Here is an 18818-nt window from a genome sequence, read left to right as displayed (position 1 = left end):
ACCTCCGCACATTTTTTGCAACAGCCCCTCCATAATTTATTTGCTTTTCTTTTTAGAAGCTATAACTGTTAATACTGCAATCACCACTATTACCGCTGCTCCAATTCCTATGTAAAGTGGGGTTTTATCTGCAGGCTTAGCCGCAAATCCTGCTAAGGATACCTCCGTAAGACTTGCATTCTCTTCCTTCGTTAAATCAAAATCCTTTGTAGTATCGCCTATTTTTAGCTTAATGCTCTTAAGCTGATATATGTCAGTCATACCAATAGCTCCTGTTTTATGAGGGTCCGGATCAAAGAGATTGGTATCGTTAAATATACCTTCTACTGCCCAAGCTGAAGATGCGTATAATACATCTTTGCTCTCTGTAAATGTAAGCTTGTATGCCTTTTTTCCATTACTGTCTTTTGCTTCTTCCTCATTTAAGGTTGATGGCTTAAGACCTAATTCCTCATATTTAGCGTTACCTATAAGCTTTTTAGTTTTTTCGTTGTATTCGTTTATGTCTTTAAAGGAATAAGTAATACTGTACACATATTTTGTTGCTTCTTCCTTTACATCAACCTTGAAGCCCTCAGGAACATTTTTCTGCAACCAGGCAGCAAGTGCTGGGAAGCCACCCTTAAAGAATTGTGAATTATCTTCTACATTACCTTTTCCATCAGGTTTAGGCTGATTATCCTTTAGAAGTTCCATAGTAATAGTCTTTGTACCTTCGCCACCTCTGTTCATTGCTGTGTCAGAGCTTATATCACCCTTCCAGCATCCTGTAAGCAGCATTGATACCACAAAAATTAAAACAATTAATCTTGAAAGCTTTTTCATTTTCCCATCTCCCTTTAATTTATTCTCCTAGATAAAATACCCATCTTTTACTAGATTTGAAGATAATCCATGTTATAAGCATTGTTATTGCCAGCAGCAGCCATGACATGGCACTAGCCATACCCATCTGATAGTCACTGAAGGCCTTATTGTATAAATAGTAGCCAAAATAGTAGGTAGAGGTTCCAGGACCGCCGTTCGTCATAATATATGACAGGGTAAACATCTGGAAGCCACCAATTACTGTAGTAATTAAGTTGAAAAATATAGTAGGAGTTATTAAAGGCAGAGTAATTTTAAATAGCTTTCTGAAATAGCCAGCACCATCTAAAAGAGCTGCCTCATAAATTTCTCCCGGTATATCCTGCAGTGCTGCCAGGTATATTACCATAGATCCACCCGCTGTCCATAAGCCCATGAGTATAAGTGTAAGCTTAGGTATTATGGTGCTGGTGTTATCCATATACCATCCCGGACCCTCGATACCAAAGAAACCTAGAATTTGGTTTATAAGCCCGAAATTAGGTTGAAATATCCACATCCACAAAAATGCCATAGCCACTATTGATACTACATTAGGCAAATAATACATTGTTCTGTATACGGATATTCCCTTAACCTTGCTGTTTAGAAGCAAGGCCAAGGCTATTCCTACAATTATGCCCAGTGGTGTTGAAACAACCACATGGAACAACGTGTTCCACAAACTTGTATAAAACAGAGGGTCTTTAGTAAAAAGTATCTTATAATTTTGTAAACCAATCCATTTAGGAGTACTTATCATATCGTAGTTGGTAAAACTCAGATATAATGATGCTATAAATGGAAAGGAGGTAAAGACTATCATTCCTATTATAAATGGAGCTGCAAAAGTAATTCCGCTTACTGCCTCTTGTCTCTCCAATCTAGACATGTTTTTAAATCCAAGCATATTTATCACTCCAAGTCTTATTTCTGAGTTGTCTTATAGTTCTCTCTCTTTTGTAAGTAGTAGGCTTGCGCATCTTTAAGCGCCTTTCTTACTTCATCCTTATCCTCATTTAAAGCCTGCTTGTAGAATGGCTGCCAATCATTTGCGTGCCAGCTTGGTGCATAATTCACATATACCTTATCCTTTGCATACTGAAGTTCTTCAACTAGCCTAGCAATAATAGGATCACTCTTAGAAGGTTCTTCCATGGCCTTTTTGTTAGCCATAAGCCATCCTGAAATATCATAGTATTTCTTCTGAGTTTCCGCCTTCATTAAGAACTTATAAAATTCCCAAGCAGCTTCTTTTTTCTTTTCATCACCGTTATTAAACATCTCCAATGAGAAGCCTGAACCCCAATTAACTCTTGTTCCCCCTTCAGGTATAGGCATTGTAGCAACTCCGTATTTAAAGCTAACTTTTTTCTGCTTTAAAGTATAATTAAGTCCATCGCTTCCTATATACATCGCCATACGTCCTGCAGTGAAGGCATCTAGTCCAACCATTTTGTTCGCATCCGCAAAGCCCTGTTTTTGCTTTGAAGTAAAGTTCTTGTTAAAATCTCTCATCCATCTTAATACAGCTTCATGTTTGTCATCGTCTAAAACAGGATTCAAATCCTTATCAAAGAAATCCAGCCCATTTTCCCATAACCAGTTATGATAGGTTGCATCACCAGCTGTAGGATCAAACCCCATAACCTCTATGTTTCCATTAGCACCAGCCTTATCCAGCTTCTTAGCAACTTTGTATAATTCATCCCAAGTCTTAGGTACGTCCGCCTCTGTTAATCCTGCCTTCTGGAACAAGTCCAGATTGTAATAAAGCATTCTTGTAGTAGCAGTGAAAGGCAGTGCATGTATATCACCTTTGTAGGTTCCAAAGTCTACCTGACTTTTATAAAATTCATCCACATTTAAGTTATCTCTCTTTATTAACGGTGACAGGTTATATATTAGTCCTGATTCAGCTCTTCCAGCTGAGTTATCAAGTGTATTAAGTCCAACATCCGGAGCACTGCCGTTCTTTGCTGCTACTATAATGTTTAGCTTATCCCAGTAATCCCAAAAGGAGTAACCTACATGTTTTACTTCTACCTTATTCTGACTTGCATTAAACTCTTTCACCAAATTTGAAACCTTAGGATAGTTTGGATCTCCAACAGGTATCGTATCCCAAAAGGTTATTGTAACCTTTTCCCCATTATTTGTTGCTGCAGGTTTATTTCCGCAGCCTGCTAAAGTTGTCAATAAGCATGCCGACATAACAATACTAACTATTTTTTTCATATCCTATTCCTCCTTTTTATCCCTTAATTCCTGAAAATTTTATTCCTTCAATAAACTGTTTTTGTGCAAGCAGGAAAATAATAATGGTAGGAGTCATTACAATTATTGATGCAGCCAGCATCAAATTATATTGACCTCCAAATTGTGACTGGAAGGCTCTCAGCCCCAAAGCCAAGGTTGATTTTTCCGGGCTGCTTATGAATATCAATGGTCCAAAGAAATCATTCCATACACTCATAAAAGTAAATAGTCCAACAGTAAGCACAGCAGGCTTTGATAGCGGCAGCATAATCTTTCGGAAAATAAGGAAGTGGTTTGCTCCATCTACTACAGCACTCTCTGTCAATTCATTTGGTACGCCTCTAAAGAACTGCCTTAGAAGGAAAATATAAAAGGCTTGGCCTCCACCAAAATACGCAGGCAGTACAAGAGGTAAATAGCTGTCCAGCCAACCGAACTTGGAGTACATTATAAACATTGGTATTAATATTACCTGCATCGGAATCATCATGGTAGCAAGCATTAAAGTAAACCAAATTTCTCTTCCCGGCCATTTAAGCTTTGCAAATGAGTATGCCGTTATAGTAGAAGAAAATAATGCACCTAAAATTGTTAAGATAGCTACTACAAGGCTGTTTTTCAGATACAACATAAATGGAATCGTTGTCACAGCGTCAATAAAATTAGACCACTGCGGTGTTTCTGGGAGCAGCTTTGGCGGCATTACTATAAGCTCCTGCGGTGTCTTCAGCGCAGTAGACAACATCCATAGGAATGGAAAGAAGAATAGAATACCTATTGCTATAAGCACTAAATGTAAAAGCACATTCTTACCGTTGACCTTGAATAATTTTACTTTACTTTTCTTTATGCTTTTGTTTTCTGCAGATTTATAAATTTCTTGAGTCGACATCCTGTGATCCCACCTAACTTGTTTCTACATTATATTTAATTGCGTTTAAACTTAAATTCAAATACAACAAGATATATTAATTTATACCGGTCATATTTCGACTTTTGTAATAATAATTATATCAAAATTATAATATATTTCTACTTTTATAGGTATTCAGGTCAAGATAGTATAATTTTCGAGCAATTTGATATACTTTTTATTAAACTATCTTGTCCCGCAAAATATTATAATTATATTAAGTTCTTACAAAGGCTTTAATAGTTGCTATAGTTTTGCCTTCACTATTCCCATAAGGTCTTATAGTGTACTCACCTACTGAAGCAGGTATTATAAAGGTTTCTGCATAATGAACCTCAAAAGGCTCAAAAACATTGCAAGGACTTTCAACTAAGGCGCATTCACCTTCAATTAAGTTCAATACATTTACGCCTCCATTGGTATTATTAAGTACTTTCTTGCTAAACCAATGTCTTCTTGTCTCAATAAATTCACGCTCATGGAGCCCGGTGCGCTCTTCTAACCATCCGTCTCCTTCATCTATTTTCTCTATTCTATTAATTAGATTTTTCTTTACCCACTGCGTATCTCTGTTCCATTGTATAACTTTTTCTCCATGACCTATATGCACTGGTCTTGGCAGTCCATCTAAGCCAACTCTATCCCAATCCCACAGCTTAAAGGTAAATATATATGGAGTGGCACTTATCTCAAGCACCATTGAATTTGTACCGGAGCAGTGTATCGTGCCTGCTGGAATAAGAAAATGATCATGTTTTTGGGCTGGAAATTTATTAATATATTTTTCATCTGGGAAGCTAATCTCTCCAGCTTCTGCTCTGCGCAGATCACTTATCATGTCCTCTTTATTGATTCCTTCTTTAGTACCTAGATATACACAGGTTTCCCCTTCAGTATCCAGAATATAATAACTCTCATCCTGAGTATAATTCATACCGAATTTCTCCTGAATATACTCTGTCAATGGGTGCACTTGAAGACTTAAGTTTTGTCCTCCTATGGTATCCAGAAAGTCAAATCTTATAGGAAATTCAGTTCCGAAACGTGCATGTACCTTATCTCCCAAAAGTTCAGTAGGCTGATAAAATACCAAATTAATTGATGGCACTTCAATCCTAACGCTTCCATACCTCAAGTAGATGCTGTTTTCTTCAGGGACTCCGTCAAAGCTCCAGGCAAAGTTGCTTTTATCTTTGTCTAAATTACACACTTCCTTCATCCATTGCCCTCCCCATACTCCGGGGTCAAAGTAAGGAACTAATCTGAAGGGCCTCAATGCAGCTCCCCTTAAGCCTTCTAAAAACGCTCTTCCAGTTATCATGTTTGGAGCATTTTTTTGATTTGTATCTATCAAATAATCAATCTTCTCATATAAGGATTTTTTGACTTTATCAGCTAATCTCCACTCTACGAAGAATCCTCTTTTATATTTTCTTAGTACATCTTCCTTATTATTATCACAGCGCCAGTTTCCTATTTCTCCGCTTCTGTACCTCTGCTGAATTTCCCATCGAGCTAGGTCGCAGTATAACAGAATATCTCCTTCGACTGCAAGCGTAGCCCCTACTCCGTAAACTACTACTAGCCCTTCTTGTACTTCCTCAACCCTATTTTTAATGTTTTCAAGCTTGTCTTGAATAAATAACTCCTTCAAATCCATGTGGCACATAAGTCCAAATACCCTGTCTTCGGTAAGGTTTTTATCTATCAGAGAAGTCAATTCATCCCCATATAAGGCAGCCTCATCAGAGTTCACTATAAGTTTAGCCCCCAAATGCGAAATAAACTCCTTATAAAGCTCTTCATATCTGACTCCTGGATAACATTCTATAGCCACAACAGTTTTTGCTTTATTATTTTTTTCAATTCTGATCTTTACTTCCTGGAGAATACTGTTGTAGCCACTCCATGCCTCGGTATCGAAGCCTTTTATCGAAATTTCGGGGTATTTATCATAGTTGCTCTCGTGTTGAATATACTTCATGCCTCCATCTCCTTCGTGCTGTGTTTTTAGTCCAAAGTGCTCTTGAATCTCAGACATCTTGGGCGGTATATGCCTCCATCCTTATCATTTAACTCATTGCTATAGGTGTTTACGTTATAGGTCACAAGCAATCCCTTATTATCAGACAAATGTGGATGAGCCTTTGCATTATAGGTGTAAATCTTATCATTAGTCTTAGGCTCTATGCAGCAATATACCTTTCTTGGTTCACTAAAGGGACCTACAGGAGAATCCCCAATGCTGTATGCAACATATCTTGAGTTCACATCATACTGAAATACAGCAATATATTTCCCTTTCAGACTTCCATCATATATTGGAGAAACACTCATTTCACAGGATATATGTTTTAAGAGGACACTGGACTTCATTATATCGAAGTTCCACTCTGTTCCATCCCAAAATCTCCATTCATTTAAGTTTTCAAATTTATCAGGTTCTACTCTTGCTGCAATTAGCCCCCGACAAACTGAAGTATCCTCAGTTACACTCCTGTATCCGTAAATATATATATATCCATCTCCGCTTAGAGGATTAGACTCTGGAGTATTAGACATAATGCCTGCTCCAAAGGTTAGTCCATTTTTATTGAGAAAGGTATCCTTTTGAGTAACGCTTTCAAAATCAGGTTTGTTATCTTTTAAAGTAAGACTAAGCATAGCAATACCATCAACTTTAAATTGCATACCTTCAGGCGCGGTTAAATCTTCTGAAATTATAAGAGGCATATAGTAAATCTTTTCTCCTATCCTAACTCCATCCTGCATCCAATACCAACTTTTTTGCATCTTGGAATAATACTCTGAAGAGACCTTAACTTTTACATCTAAAAGCTTTTGATCCTGCTCTGTTACAAACCTGACCTTTCTGAGGCCAAATAATGCTTCTTCTCCATTTATGCCACCAAAATTCCCTTCACTTATTACAGCAGTTCCTTCAAGCTTGATAAACCTTGCTTTTATGCCCAACTTTATTGATGTACTGTTTTCTCCATCAGCAGTTCTATCAGCTTTATCTACTGGTATCCAGTGATCCTTGCATAGTTCATCCCAAGTATATCCGTCACTGCTGTAGAAAAGCTTAACCTTACTCATACCTCTGTTTTCATACATTTCTTCTCTATCTCTTAAATAATAATTCCATATATCCACATACTTCAGTGAATACTCCTTATGAAAGTCAAATACTATCCATAATTCCTTAGGCTCATATTCTGATAACCAGCCTTCAGAATTCTCCTCGAAATTTTCGCAGCATAAATTGCTTCCCATAGTTCCCACTTTTGCACTGTCTGTTTGTGGTGATATGGCAGATATATAGCTAAGTTTTTCATCCTGCCTTATAATAAATTCCAACTTTTCTCTGTCAGCAACCTTTCCTTCCATGACAGCAAATGAATTATTAAGCATCAGATGAGGCTTAAGTCTCTCTCCCGTTAACTTATCTACAGAACCTACAAAAGTGTCTCCAAAAACAAATAAGGTTCTAGGATTATCACAATCTGGGCTATCACCTCCGGTTAAGTTTACGGAAAAAATCCCATCGGAGCCTGCCCATTTATGCCTTCTATGAAAAAGGTTAGTCCACTCCTTATCTTCCTCGCAGTAAAACCCTTCTCCTATTTCTAGCTTCACTTTTAACTCCCTGTTTAAAGGATTTTTAAATACTACTTTTATGTTTTTTAATGTATTATTGTTTAAATCTATAATAAAGCTGTTATCTTCTAATTTACCGATAGCGTCTATGTTATCCCATATTTCACCTTCATATGAATTTAAGAGCTTTAAACCCTCGGACTCAACACTATTAATTTCCTCAATGATTATTTTTGAAACCGGATATATTTTTTCAAGTTGGATGTTTATTTCTGATTCTATAAAGATTTCTTTTTCTAATATTACTTCTTCTAGCATTATTGCCACGTCCCTCCAAGCTGTTTTCCTTGTAATTCCGATGCTTACGCTTTAGGTAACTCCTCTCTTCAGCACAAATCTATGTATTATACAGATTTCATTATCTGAAGAGAAGAGTTGAACCATATATCTCAGAGAAGATTCATCAAGTCTATGTCGACTTAGTTAAGCCTTCTTTTTCTTGTAAATACAACTGTCATTCCAACTAAAGATAAAAATGTTAATATAACATATGTATTAATATTGTCTCCTGTTGAAGGATTGCTTGAATCAGGTTCTTCATTTCCAGGTGTTTCTGTTGGTGTCTGTGCTGCTGTTTTGCTTACAGTACCTGTAGCTGTAACTGTTACATTAGAATTTTTATCTAATTGAACAGTAGTTGCCTTTTCTCCAACCTTAACAGTTTCTGACATTACCTTGAATATAGTATCCTCAGTAACAGGCTCTGCATCTGGTTTTCCAGCTCTTGGGTCAAAGATTTGAGAATTTTTGAATATTCCATCTAATGCCCATTTAATGCTTGCTTCAGTAGTTTTTCCACTTTCCTTAAAGGTTACCTCATAACCCCCATCTTTTTCTGAAGCAGTTAAGGTAGCATCCTGAAGTGCATACTTTGCCCAATTTGCTCCTGCAAGTGCCTTTGTCTTAGCATTATAATCTGCAATATCATTGAAGCTGTACGAAAGAGTATAGAGATAATAGTCAGCCTTCTCAGCAAAAGTTATGTCAAATCCTGCAGGCACGTTACTCTTTAACCATGTAGTTACTGCGCCTATTCCTTTAGGAAAGTATTTTGAATTATCTTCTACAGTTCCGTTTCCATCAGGTTTTTTAACATGATCCTTTAAAATAGTAAAGCTTATAGTTTTGGATCCCTTTCCTTTTTCAGAGGTTATACTGGCATTAGATTTTGCTTCGCCATTCCAACATCCTGCAAACGTTAACAGAACAAGCATTAATATAGCTACAAAACTAAATTTTTTCATAGTACACTCCTTAATATTATTTAATTTTAATGAATTTAAGTGAACATAATTTAGTGTTTTTAAACTTGATCAAGTTCTTTATAGCTAAATTATAGTGTCTATATTTGTCCAAGTATATAGATTTGATTGTTGTAAAATAAACCTATCTTGCCATTAGAATCTCGTTTAATTTTATTAACGCCTCAGAAAGCCTTATATATAGCCATTTTACTCAAGTATATTTTTATAGTTTAGAGCAAATTAGTTTATTTTATCGTAAAATTATCCTATATTGCCATTGGCTTGATTATATGAACTTACAATATTATAATTTGTTTAGATTACAAAAGGAGGAGTACTTTTATGTATGTTGTAGGTATAGATGGCGGTGGTACTAAAACAAAAGCATGTCTCATGGATGAGCAAGGTAAAATAATAGGCATCGGCAACTCTGGTCCGTCCAGTATAGATACAGTTTCTTTGGAGGTTTCCATTAAAAATATTAAACAAGCAATTCTAGAAAGCTTTGGTACTAAGGAATATACAATTGAAGGTGCTTATGTAGGCCTTGGTGGAATAGTAACCAAACAGGATGGCTTAAATGTAAGCGCAGAGCTTAAGAAATTGGACTTTTTTAGCAAGGAAGCTTATATCCATTCAGAAAACGATACCCGTACTGCTTTAGCTGGTGGCTTAGCTACAAAAGAAGGTATTGCCATAATTATAGGTACAGGCTCAGTAGCCTTTGGCAGAAATGAAAAAGGAGACGAATGGCTTGCAGGCGGATTTGGTTACAAAGAAGGAGACTCAGGTAGTTCCTACGACTTAGGCAGACAATGTCTAAAGCATCTTGCCAGAGCTATAGATGGGCGTATTGAAGTTACCCCCTTTATCACAGCAATAAATAATGCTTTAAAAATAGACATGGACAGGTCTAAGCTTTTTGACAAGATAGATGAACTTTGGCATAATCGAACAACAACAGCGAGTTTAGCGCCATTTGTCACCAGCTATGCAAATAATGGAGATGTTCATGCAATAAATATTGTAGAAAAGGCAACCTCCGAGCTTTCCCTACTTATTGAAGCAATCTATAAAAGAGTTAGTTTTGTAAATCCTCAAGTGGCCATAATCGGCAGTCTTGGCAATGCGCCCGGAGTTTTCAGAAATAGTTTTATACAAAAGGTGAAATCCATTAACAGCTCAATCTCTGTTATCGCTCAACGATTAGATCCTGCTGTTGGAGCTGCACTGCAAGCTCTCAAACTAAATAATATTAATATAACTGAAGAGATGGTTGAGAGGTATGAATTGAAATATGAATAAATATTTCCATAAAATTTCTTTAACCTTATGCTTATCTATCTTTATTTTTTCTGCATATAAGATTTCAAGTTACTTATACACCAATTACAAAAGTAAAGCAGCCTACGAGGAGCTTAAAAGCATACATCAGCAGGCAAGTTTGCCTGCTGATAATAGCGAATCCACAAGCACTGAGCAAATCGGCCAAGAACTAAATGAAGATAACTTTATAGAATATCTAAAAGAACAAGCCAGATTAAAGATATATGCACAGCAGAAAAAACAGTTTCAGGAAGAACAAGAAAAAAAGCAGAGACAGCAGACCTTTGAAAATCTGCAGAAGAAAAACAAGGATATAGTTGCATGGATATATATTCCACTCACTAATATTGATTATCCTATTGTAAAAGGTTCAGACAATGAATTTTATTTAAACCACGACGCTTTAAAAAAATATAGTGACGCAGGTGCTATATTTCTCGATTATAATAATAAGCTTGGAAAAGATGCAAAAACTTCTGATAAGAATCTAACTATTTATGGTCACCATATGAAGAATGGTACTATGTTTAAAGACTTAAGCAAGTTTAGAAGCAAGGATTTTTTGAGTGATAATAAATTTATATACCTTGATACCAAGTATAGAAAGGAAACCTGGGAAATCTTCTCCGTATACATAACTCCTGCAGATTTCAATTACAGACAGCCAAACTTTACTAGCACAAAGGAGTATACTAATTTTCTAAAGAGCATAAAATCCAAATCTATATACTCCACAAATGTTCAAGTTTCAGCAAATGACAGTATTTTAACCTTATCAACCTGCAGCTATGAGTTTGAGGATGCCAGATTAGTTGTACAAGCTCGACTAGTTAAAGAGCAATAATTAAAACGGCTGGCAGATAACAACTATATCTATTATTTAAATTATTAAAACAAGACAGGTTTCCCGTTGGTTTTGATGAGAAGCCCTAAACATTCATTAGATGTTATATGGTTTGGCCAAAACTAAGGGGGAACCCAAACACTATCCTAATTTATACTTCGGTGGCAAAATACCCTTATGCTTATTATACTCATGCTTGAGTATAATCTTTTCATCAATTTCTGCATCTTTGGAGCTTCCATTTTCAATAAAATCATTAAGCTGTTTATAGGTAAAACCTAGTTTTTCCTCATCAGACTTTCCACTTAACCCGTCACTTGGAGTTTTATGAGTTAATTCATATGGCAAGTCTAAATAATCCCCTATGGCTACAACTTCTTCAGTAGTCAAATCTCCTATAGGATTAAAATCAGATGCATTGTCTCCCCATTTAGTTGTGTAACCAACAAAACCCTCAGATTTATTTCCTGTGCCGCACACTCTATAATGCAAAGCTGCTGCAATAGCGTACAAGGTGGTCATTCTTAGCCTTGGCGGAATATTGATTTTTGCATCTATTGATAATGTCTCTTCACCAATGCCCTCTAATAGACCCTTATAAGCCTTTTCAATATTAACTGTTTTATAGCTGATTCCAAGAATATCTACAACTCTCAGGCTGTCAGAAATATCTTTTTGTTCACCATTAGGCATTAAAACTCCAAATACTCTTTCCTTACCCAAAGCTTCTACTAAAAGCTTTGCAGCTATGGTACTATCCTTACCGGCACTTATTCCAATTACAGCACCCTTGGCACCAGGCTGAGCCTTAAAATAGTCTTTAATCCAGTTTAAAATATCTTTACTTATCTTTTCTGCACTAAAATTAGCCCTCATTATAAACACCTCCGTTAGAAATTTCCATGAAGCCTATTTCTTATTTCAGCTAAGGAAAAATCCTTAATTAACTTACCATCCTTAAATACCACTTCCAGCAAATTGTCCTTAAGCTCCTCTTGCTCTTTAATAGTTAATTCATCTTTATATAAAATATCTTGCCCCTCTTTATATACATAACACATTCCCTTTTGAGACTTTTTAAAATTACCGTCATCAGTTTTAGGATCTTTAAAGATAAACTTTTCTTTTCCATTTATAACAGCATGGGTAGCCTTTAGTGCAAAACCAAAGGTATCTCTGGTGTTGTACTGATAAGTGTATGAGCCAATTCCTAATATGCAATTGCTCACTGCAAAGCCGTTTTCTTCTAAGCCCTTGCAAATCTCTTCACATCTTTCTACAGTTATGCTGTCACCATAAATTGTTCCTATTTTACTGTTTAAAACCTTATAGCCTTTTGAATTAACCTCTCCACCAAAAATGTCCCATAGAAGCTCCACAGTGCCCTTGTACTCCTCACTGCCTTTTTCAGCATTTTTATCTCCGCAAATTATTTTTACTGGATCCCCACTATCTCCTCTTATAACAATTTTACCCTCTCTATTTAATATATCCTCTTTTAATTTTGGCAATATATCAGTTATTACCTTCCAATAATCATAAGTGTCAGATACTATGCTTAAAGCTCCACTTGGGAACACTTCTGTAATTAATCTTCTGTAAGCTTCAAATTCATTTTCTCCATAACTGCACATTACACTGTGCTCTGTAGAAGGCGTTCCAAGTCCTACTAACTCCTCTTCTACGTTACAATTGTAGTACTCTTCTAAATAGCTTATAGCAGGTATTGTTGCTGTTCCTAAAAAAGACAGAAGATGTGCTGCGCCGCTTAGTTCTGCACTCTCTATTGAACTAAAGCCTCTCATGCTAAAATCCCCACAAGCTCTTCTTATATCCCCATTATCAACAGTAAGAGCAAAATATTTTTCTAATATTTCTCTATATCTATAAGCTATAGTTGCACTAGTCATTGGCTGCCAAATATTACAGCTCATAAAGGTTTCTAAATAATTGACAAGCCATGGAAAATCCTCGTGAGTATTTGTAATTTCAATCATTGGAGTCTTTATATTTACTCTTGTTCCTTCTGCCACTGCTTTAATCTGTATAGGCAAGTAGCCTAAATCATGCAGCGCTTCAATATGTTTTGTATCTGCTGCTAGTGTTCCCATAGTTTTAGAAATAAGTTTTTTGTACTCAGAAACTACAGCTTCCTTAGGCCTATTAAAAAAGTTTTCATTAAAGTATTGTATTAAATACTTTTTTATAAAGGGCTGTAGTCCAAACATAACAACCTTATTCATGTCTTCTTTTCTAGACATCCTAGGGGTCCAATAGCTTACTAATTTAGTCATTCCCGGTGCATAGCACAAATGATGAATGGTTTTATAAAAATCAGTTAATAACATTGGATTTAACATAATTCTCACCCCATAACTTTTATTGTCTATTTATAACTTTACCCTGCAGTCCTTCAATTACATCTAATGCCTTATGATGTAACGAGTCATCAAAGCTTGCACATAGGCTTGCATCCACAATAATATCTGCTTCTCTATATTGTGATTGGAAGAGTACCACATTACTGATTACACATATATTTGTAACAACTCCAACTAGTTCAATTTCCTTAACATCTTCTCCTATTTCTTTTGATATTTTAATCATGTCCTCTGGTGAAATTCCAAAGCCCTTCTTTTCATTATGAAAAGTATTTTCTGCCCTTGAAAAATCCTTTAGCTTTCCATAGAGCTTATGCCCTTCAGTGTCTTTAACACAATGGATTACTGGAAGGTTTTTGCCCTCTCTAGTTTGAGGATATTGCTCAAAGTGAGTATCATAGGTGAAAAGTACCTTATCACCATTTTCAAGATATTTATTAACCTTATTATATATGCCTTGTTCTAAAGTTACCGCTTTTTCAAAACCAAGAGCTCCATCCACAAAATCCTTTTGGTAGTCAATAACAACTAATAACTTTTTCATAATACAATACCCCCATTATAAAGCTTAATCTTTTCATGATTTTTATCTAAAATACTATCTGTAGTATAAATTTCCTTAATTAAATCACTTTTTAATAGTTCGCCTTCAAAAATAGTATTCTCGCAATGAGTAACCACTAAATATATTTCGTTAGCTCCAATTTCTTTCAGCTTAGAAGCTGTAAGCATAAAGGTGCCGCCCTTTGAGCATAAATCATCCACTATAATAGCTTTAAAGTCTTTTACTTCTGCACTGCTTTTAATCTCTAAGTTTTTGATATAGCCTGTTTTAAAGTCTCTTTCTTTGCTTGCAGTTAAAACTTTTTCATAATTTATTAATTTTCTATATCTCTTTTCTGCCCCTGCATCTGGATAAACTAAATAAACCTCATCCTTTCCATTATCTAATTTTCTCAAAAGGTCTTCTGCCAATATTTTAGTCATGTTAACTACATTAACTCTATCTAATAATGCGCTAGAAACTTCAGAATGAGGTTCAAATATAGTTACGCTTTCAAAGCTTAAGTCATTTATTAATCTACAAAGATATTTCAAAGTAAACACCATTGTACCTTCGGTTCTATCCATTCGACTATAAGGCAAGTATGGTAGAATTAAATTACATTTTATTTTTTTCTCATCTAAATGACTTTTTAAAAATATTAAATGGGTTATATCCTGGTCACTTTCAAATTTTAATTTAATTTCATTTATTCCCGCTACTAAGTTTAATTTCTCAGCATTGATTAATGCTTCACCGTTTGGAAATTTCTTAATTTCAACTTTTTCTCCATTAAGATAAATCATTATAATCCCCTCACTAATTAATTTTTCGTTATAATCCTTATATCTTTTAAGCCATGACTAATCTCTTTTCCAACCTGAATTATATTTAAAAAGTTTAGAAGGTCTATGACCTGCATCTTTTGTAAATTCCTCTGTTTCAACAACCATGTTTGCAATCTTTCTTCTAAAGGCCGCAGCTAAAAGTTCCTTGCCTTGAATAACCTCATAAACCTGCTGAAGCTCAGTCAAAGTAAATAACTCCGACATAAGATTAAAAGCTAAACTTGTATACTCAATTTTTTTTCTAAGTCTATCGATGCCATATTCAATGAATTTGCCATGGTCAAAGGCCATTCCTATGGTTTCAATAAGCTCTCGGGTTACAGTTCCATTTATATTTTCAGTGATTTTAATCCTAGAGAATAATTCCTCACTACCATTCCAAAGTTTTATCTCAACTATTCTCTCGTATATATATCCTTTTTCAACTGCTACTTTCTTTTCCTCCAGCAAGTTATACTTTACATTAAACCATCTTGCATCCTCCTCATCACTTCCTACTTTAACATTTAAATTATTACTATCAACTAATGCCATATAGGATGAACTTATAACTCTGGTTCTTAGGTCCCTGCCTACTTCCCCCCAGGTATACAGCTGTTCCATATAAATATCATCAATATTTGTTTCAGTCTTTAGTACTCGTGCTGCGGCTTCATCTAGACTTTCATCAACTGAGATAAATCCACCTGGAAGCGCCCATTTTCCTATATAAGGATGATTTCCTCGCTTCACTAAAAGGATTTTTAATGACTTTTCAGGAAGCCTCCTGTAATTTTCTTTTTCCTCATCTGTAACAGTAAAAATGAGCATATCTACTGTAAAGGATGGCTTCTTGAATACATCGGCATCATATTTCTCTAAAAATTCTTCTTCAGTTAATCCTTGTTTGTTTTTAGTATTTATGTTTCCCATAGTTATAACCTCGATTTCTTTTTATCATTTTGTTAATAACACCTTGTTAATATCATAATATACTTTATGGTTTTATTTGTCAATACATCTAAAGGAAAATTTTGTCTAAAATTAAAAGGATAGTATCTGATCTAAAGATCTCGATAACTATCCTTTATTCTGCAAAAGAAATTAATTTCTTATTGAAAGGTCTTCTCTCTTTATTAATTTCAAACCAACAGCTATACAAGCTAAAGCTATAACCGCAAGTGTGAAACCATCAAAGGATGAACCTGTTTGTGGCAGCATTCCATCGGTATGCCCTAGTGTAAATTTACTAAAGTGATCTGTTTCAAAGGTAAAAGTCAGGTTGCTCTTATCGAGGCTTCCACCAATTTTCTCCCAGATTCCTTCACTTTCGTTGAAGTAATAGGCTGAAAGATTGTCACTGCTCAATGATTTAAGCTCTTCTTGGGTTAGCTTAACTGTTACCTTAACTTTTCCACTGTTGAACTTATGTATATCTTTTATCAGGCTTTGGTCGCTATTATTTGTAGACAGCGAAAAATCAAATAACTTTCCAATGCTTTTCAAACTGTTCAAGGAAGGATCATTCTTTTTTACTGTGTATTTAAAGTTTACAGTTGAACCTTGTCCTAAGTTTTCATAATCAACAATGCTAAAAGGCATTTCTATCTTAAGCAGGTTAGCATCAATACTTAAATTCCCGCTGCCGCCGTTTATTGCCGCTGCCTCCATACTTACACTGAAGGAAGTCACAGCATTATTAGCTGCAATGTTTATAAGATTTTTTCCGTCCTTTTGCAGTTGATTGGAATCGATTTTAACTGCTGCATTTGATTTGTCCTCGCTTATTACTACTTCATATTTTGGATTCTCTTTAACTTCTTTAGGACTTTCCTCCACAGGCTTCTCATCTGATGCAGGTTTACTAGATTTAGAAATTAAAGTATATCCTTCATCGCCATACACTAGCAGATTATTATCATCGTAAACATTTATACGCTCATTATGAAATTCCTTATAGGCCTGATATTTTGCAATCATTTGTCCATTTTCATATTTCATAATTGTACCATTAGATATGGCCCATAGATTTCCGTTAGCATCCCTAGTCATCTGGGTTATGTCCACTAAAGGCAGCTTTTCAAGAACTGTGACTGCACCATTATTAAATTTGAGTTTTAGTATATCTGTCTTCGATACATTGTCTACATAATCAGACGTCATAGCCCAAAAATTATTATCCTTATCAAAGAATGCATAGCTGAACACTCCAAACATATCTGTTAGGCTGTCAACATTATATTTTGTAACTTGATTATTAGAATCAAGCCTATATAAGAACTTTTCGTTCTTAAGCTGTCCGGACTTATAAGCACCCTCTAGAGCTTTAATTGCCTCTACAGTGCCCTCTTTCTTATCGTATTCCTTAAAAGCTTCTATCCATACATTTCCTTCATTATCAAATAGACAATCTGAAACCCATACTTGATTCATAAATTCAGGTATTTCAGATACATATCTTGTTTTTAGTACATATTCTTTATCAGCATTTATAAATACTAAGTAACTTTCCTGATCAAGACCTATTGATGCATATTCTCTTATAAATGAGAACCTCCCTGTCTTGTCCATAATTACTTTCTTAACATATGAATGTGCAAAATTGCTGGAATTAAGAGTTTTAGATTGTGGAACATCCATAACTTTGCTAATATCATTTGTATTGAAATTTAACTTACTAATATACTCTCTCCTAGTATTATTACTGAAATCAAAACACACATAGTATAGCTCCTCGTTATACACCCCAATAATGCTAGAAGCGCTAGAAGAACTAGGCATTAATTTGCTATCAATGGTGATAAGTTTTTCAATGCCATTTTCAATTACAACAAATTTAAGGTTATTAGGATACTGTCCTTGGCTTGTATTGGGCCTGCTGTCATCCTCCACAGCAAGAAAGGTTTTGTTTTTCCATTGATAAACAAAACGGTTATACGTTTTTTTATATTCCAGGTATTGTGGAATATTAGAGGTTTCTGCTTTAACTTTGCCTCCACTACTAATATTCATAGACAGTGCTGTAAGTAAAAATACCACAGCGGTAATAATTCCCAATGTCTTTTGTTTTTTCATTTTGTCTCCTCCACTCATGTAAAATTCATTAATACCTTAGCATAATATGTATCATCTTGACTACTTATGTTGAATAAGCGCTAATAATAAAAAACAGGGCTACAATCAATCTTATGAAGGTTACATAAGGAGCAATTACTGAAAGATTAGAATTTGATTAGAAGTGCAAAACATAGCAACCTGTCTCTTTAGAATTAGTCTAGGTTTAAGAATGGTGTTGAAGTATTAAGTGGAGTGTGGCGCTTTTCTCTAGCAGGACGAAAAGTTAACTTGTTAAATTTTTAAAAATATAACAAGTTAACTTTATTTGATAATCATGCCTTAGTAGCAAAAAAATCCTGCAATACCTTAAATATAGAGGCTTGCAGGACATGTATTTCCAATTACTTCTGAATCTGAGTTTTTTCTGCTGCTGATCTGGTTTGTTCTAATGATTCAGGACTAAGCGTTGTCAATCCTAGTGCAAATATAATCACAAAACTTAATCCTATAGTAGTTAATGTTTTTGCCAACTTCGACTTTTCTTTAAATTTTTGATTTTTTGCAAATAAGTAAACTCCAAATACAATAACTCCTATAATAGTTAAATATCCAGTAGTTCTAGGTAAAGCAAGCATAAGAAAACTATAGAGCACTATTAATATAGAAATTCTAATCCTTATATTATTGAACGTCTTACTTTCTTTTATATTCAACTTCATCCCTCCAAAAAAATAATATTTTAAATATGTTCTACATAAATACAAAAATACCTTCATTTTTCTACAAAATTTAATTGCTCTACCTCTTATACCCTTGACTAATCAGTAGTTTATACATTATGTACCCAATCATTTTTTGAGAATTACTGATTTAATTTGTTGACATTCCTTCTATTACAGATACTCCAGTAGCCTTGC

At 35.0% G+C, this 18818-nt stretch carries 16 protein-coding genes; 2 read left to right on the top strand and 14 right to left on the bottom strand.

Features of this window, described 5'->3' with window-relative positions:
* Window positions 1–36: 36 nt before the first annotated feature.
* The 7 genes from NBE98_RS02830 to NBE98_RS02800 all read right to left on the bottom strand — a co-directional run bounded on the left by NBE98_RS02830 (window position 37) and on the right by NBE98_RS02800 (window position 8922).
* Window positions 37–825: a hypothetical protein gene (locus NBE98_RS02830; RefSeq protein WP_250812373.1), complete on the bottom strand. Its 789-nt coding sequence runs from the start codon at window positions 823–825 to the stop codon at window positions 37–39.
* 19 nt (window positions 826–844) lie between these two features.
* Window positions 845–1756 (bottom strand): carbohydrate ABC transporter permease, encoded by a 912-nt coding sequence (locus NBE98_RS02825; protein WP_250812371.1) that lies wholly within the window; start codon window positions 1754–1756, stop codon window positions 845–847.
* 17 nt (window positions 1757–1773) lie between these two features.
* On the bottom strand, window positions 1774–3084 hold the full coding sequence (locus NBE98_RS02820) for an ABC transporter substrate-binding protein (RefSeq protein ID WP_250812369.1): 1311 nt from the start codon (window positions 3082–3084) through the stop codon (window positions 1774–1776).
* Window positions 3085–3100: 16 nt separating this feature from the next.
* Entirely contained in the window at window positions 3101–3997 is an 897-nt protein-coding gene (locus tag NBE98_RS02815) for a carbohydrate ABC transporter permease (RefSeq protein WP_250812368.1), read from the bottom strand.
* 238 nt (window positions 3998–4235) lie between these two features.
* A complete protein-coding gene (locus tag NBE98_RS02810) occupies window positions 4236–6002 on the bottom strand; it encodes a class I mannose-6-phosphate isomerase (protein ID WP_250812367.1) in 1767 nt (588 codons plus the stop codon).
* A 26-nt stretch (window positions 6003–6028) separates the two neighbouring features.
* Window positions 6029–7936, bottom strand: coding sequence for a DUF5005 domain-containing protein (locus NBE98_RS02805; RefSeq protein ID WP_250812366.1), 1908 nt, complete (start codon window positions 7934–7936; stop codon window positions 6029–6031).
* Between the two features lie 161 nt (window positions 7937–8097).
* A complete protein-coding gene (locus NBE98_RS02800) occupies window positions 8098–8922 on the bottom strand; it encodes an LPXTG cell wall anchor domain-containing protein (protein WP_250812365.1) in 825 nt (274 codons plus the stop codon).
* 342 nt (window positions 8923–9264) lie between these two features.
* Between NBE98_RS02800 and NBE98_RS02795 the strand changes: the two genes are divergently transcribed.
* On the top strand, window positions 9265–10227 hold the full coding sequence (locus NBE98_RS02795; RefSeq protein WP_250812363.1) for an N-acetylglucosamine kinase: 963 nt from the start codon (window positions 9265–9267) through the stop codon (window positions 10225–10227).
* Window positions 10220–11092 carry a class B sortase gene (srtB, locus tag NBE98_RS02790; protein ID WP_250812359.1) on the top strand — a complete coding sequence of 291 codons (873 nt, stop codon included), beginning with the start codon at window positions 10220–10222 and terminating at the stop codon, window positions 11090–11092. Before NBE98_RS02795 ends, srtB begins: the two co-directional genes overlap by 8 nt.
* 141 nt (window positions 11093–11233) lie before the next feature.
* On the opposite strand, the gene nadE is transcribed toward srtB, so the two are convergent.
* The 7 genes from nadE to NBE98_RS02755 all read right to left on the bottom strand — a co-directional run bounded on the left by nadE (window position 11234) and on the right by NBE98_RS02755 (window position 18614).
* Window positions 11234–11968, bottom strand: a complete 735-nt coding sequence (gene nadE, locus NBE98_RS02785; RefSeq protein ID WP_250812356.1) for an NAD(+) synthase — start codon at window positions 11966–11968, stop codon at window positions 11234–11236.
* Window positions 11969–11982: 14 nt separating this feature from the next.
* Window positions 11983–13452 carry a nicotinate phosphoribosyltransferase gene (locus NBE98_RS02780; protein WP_250812354.1) on the bottom strand — a complete coding sequence of 490 codons (1470 nt, stop codon included), beginning with the start codon at window positions 13450–13452 and terminating at the stop codon, window positions 11983–11985.
* Window positions 13453–13471: 19 nt separating this feature from the next.
* Window positions 13472–14017: a cysteine hydrolase family protein gene (locus tag NBE98_RS02775; RefSeq protein WP_250812352.1), complete on the bottom strand. Its 546-nt coding sequence runs from the start codon at window positions 14015–14017 to the stop codon at window positions 13472–13474.
* Window positions 14014–14823 (bottom strand): ribose-phosphate diphosphokinase, encoded by an 810-nt coding sequence (locus NBE98_RS02770; RefSeq protein ID WP_250812351.1) that lies wholly within the window; start codon window positions 14821–14823, stop codon window positions 14014–14016. The genes NBE98_RS02775 and NBE98_RS02770 overlap by 4 nt, the downstream gene beginning before the upstream one ends.
* 57 nt (window positions 14824–14880) lie before the next feature.
* Window positions 14881–15777, bottom strand: a complete 897-nt coding sequence (locus tag NBE98_RS02765) for an NUDIX hydrolase (protein WP_250812350.1) — start codon at window positions 15775–15777, stop codon at window positions 14881–14883.
* Window positions 15778–15948: 171 nt separating this feature from the next.
* Window positions 15949–17919: a hypothetical protein gene (locus NBE98_RS02760; RefSeq protein WP_250812349.1), complete on the bottom strand. Its 1971-nt coding sequence runs from the start codon at window positions 17917–17919 to the stop codon at window positions 15949–15951.
* Between the two features lie 383 nt (window positions 17920–18302).
* Entirely contained in the window at window positions 18303–18614 is a 312-nt protein-coding gene (locus NBE98_RS02755; RefSeq protein ID WP_250812348.1) for a hypothetical protein, read from the bottom strand.
* Window positions 18615–18818: the final 204 nt, after the last annotated feature.

It is taken from the genome of Clostridium swellfunianum, assembly GCF_023656515.1.
GTDB classification, from domain to species: Bacteria; Bacillota; Clostridia; order Clostridiales; family Clostridiaceae; genus Clostridium_AT; species Clostridium_AT swellfunianum.
Note: the sequence above shows the minus strand (reverse complement) of the source record. Positions and strands in the feature narration are given on the sequence as shown.

Coding starts and splice junctions, on each gene's coding strand:
- srtB (WP_250812359.1), top strand. CDS start 10,220: ATGAATAAATATTTCCATAAAATTTCTTTAACCTTATGCTTATCTATC.
- NBE98_RS02775 (WP_250812352.1), bottom strand. CDS start 14,017: ATGAAAAAGTTATTAGTTGTTATTGACTACCAAAAGGATTTTGTGGAT.
- NBE98_RS02765 (WP_250812350.1), bottom strand. CDS start 15,777: ATGGGAAACATAAATACTAAAAACAAACAAGGATTAACTGAAGAAGAA.
- NBE98_RS02800 (WP_250812365.1), bottom strand. CDS start 8,922: ATGAAAAAATTTAGTTTTGTAGCTATATTAATGCTTGTTCTGTTAACG.
- NBE98_RS02760 (WP_250812349.1), bottom strand. CDS start 17,919: ATGAAAAAACAAAAGACATTGGGAATTATTACCGCTGTGGTATTTTTA.
- NBE98_RS02780 (WP_250812354.1), bottom strand. CDS start 13,452: ATGTTAAATCCAATGTTATTAACTGATTTTTATAAAACCATTCATCAT.
- NBE98_RS02810 (WP_250812367.1), bottom strand. CDS start 6,002: ATGAAGTATATTCAACACGAGAGCAACTATGATAAATACCCCGAAATT.
- NBE98_RS02820 (WP_250812369.1), bottom strand. CDS start 3,084: ATGAAAAAAATAGTTAGTATTGTTATGTCGGCATGCTTATTGACAACT.
- NBE98_RS02825 (WP_250812371.1), bottom strand. CDS start 1,756: ATGCTTGGATTTAAAAACATGTCTAGATTGGAGAGACAAGAGGCAGTA.
- NBE98_RS02770 (WP_250812351.1), bottom strand. CDS start 14,823: ATGATTTATCTTAATGGAGAAAAAGTTGAAATTAAGAAATTTCCAAAC.
- NBE98_RS02805 (WP_250812366.1), bottom strand. CDS start 7,936: ATGCTAGAAGAAGTAATATTAGAAAAAGAAATCTTTATAGAATCAGAA.
- NBE98_RS02795 (WP_250812363.1), top strand. CDS start 9,265: ATGTATGTTGTAGGTATAGATGGCGGTGGTACTAAAACAAAAGCATGT.
- nadE (WP_250812356.1), bottom strand. CDS start 11,968: ATGAGGGCTAATTTTAGTGCAGAAAAGATAAGTAAAGATATTTTAAAC.
- NBE98_RS02830 (WP_250812373.1), bottom strand. CDS start 825: ATGAAAAAGCTTTCAAGATTAATTGTTTTAATTTTTGTGGTATCAATG.
- NBE98_RS02815 (WP_250812368.1), bottom strand. CDS start 3,997: ATGTCGACTCAAGAAATTTATAAATCTGCAGAAAACAAAAGCATAAAG.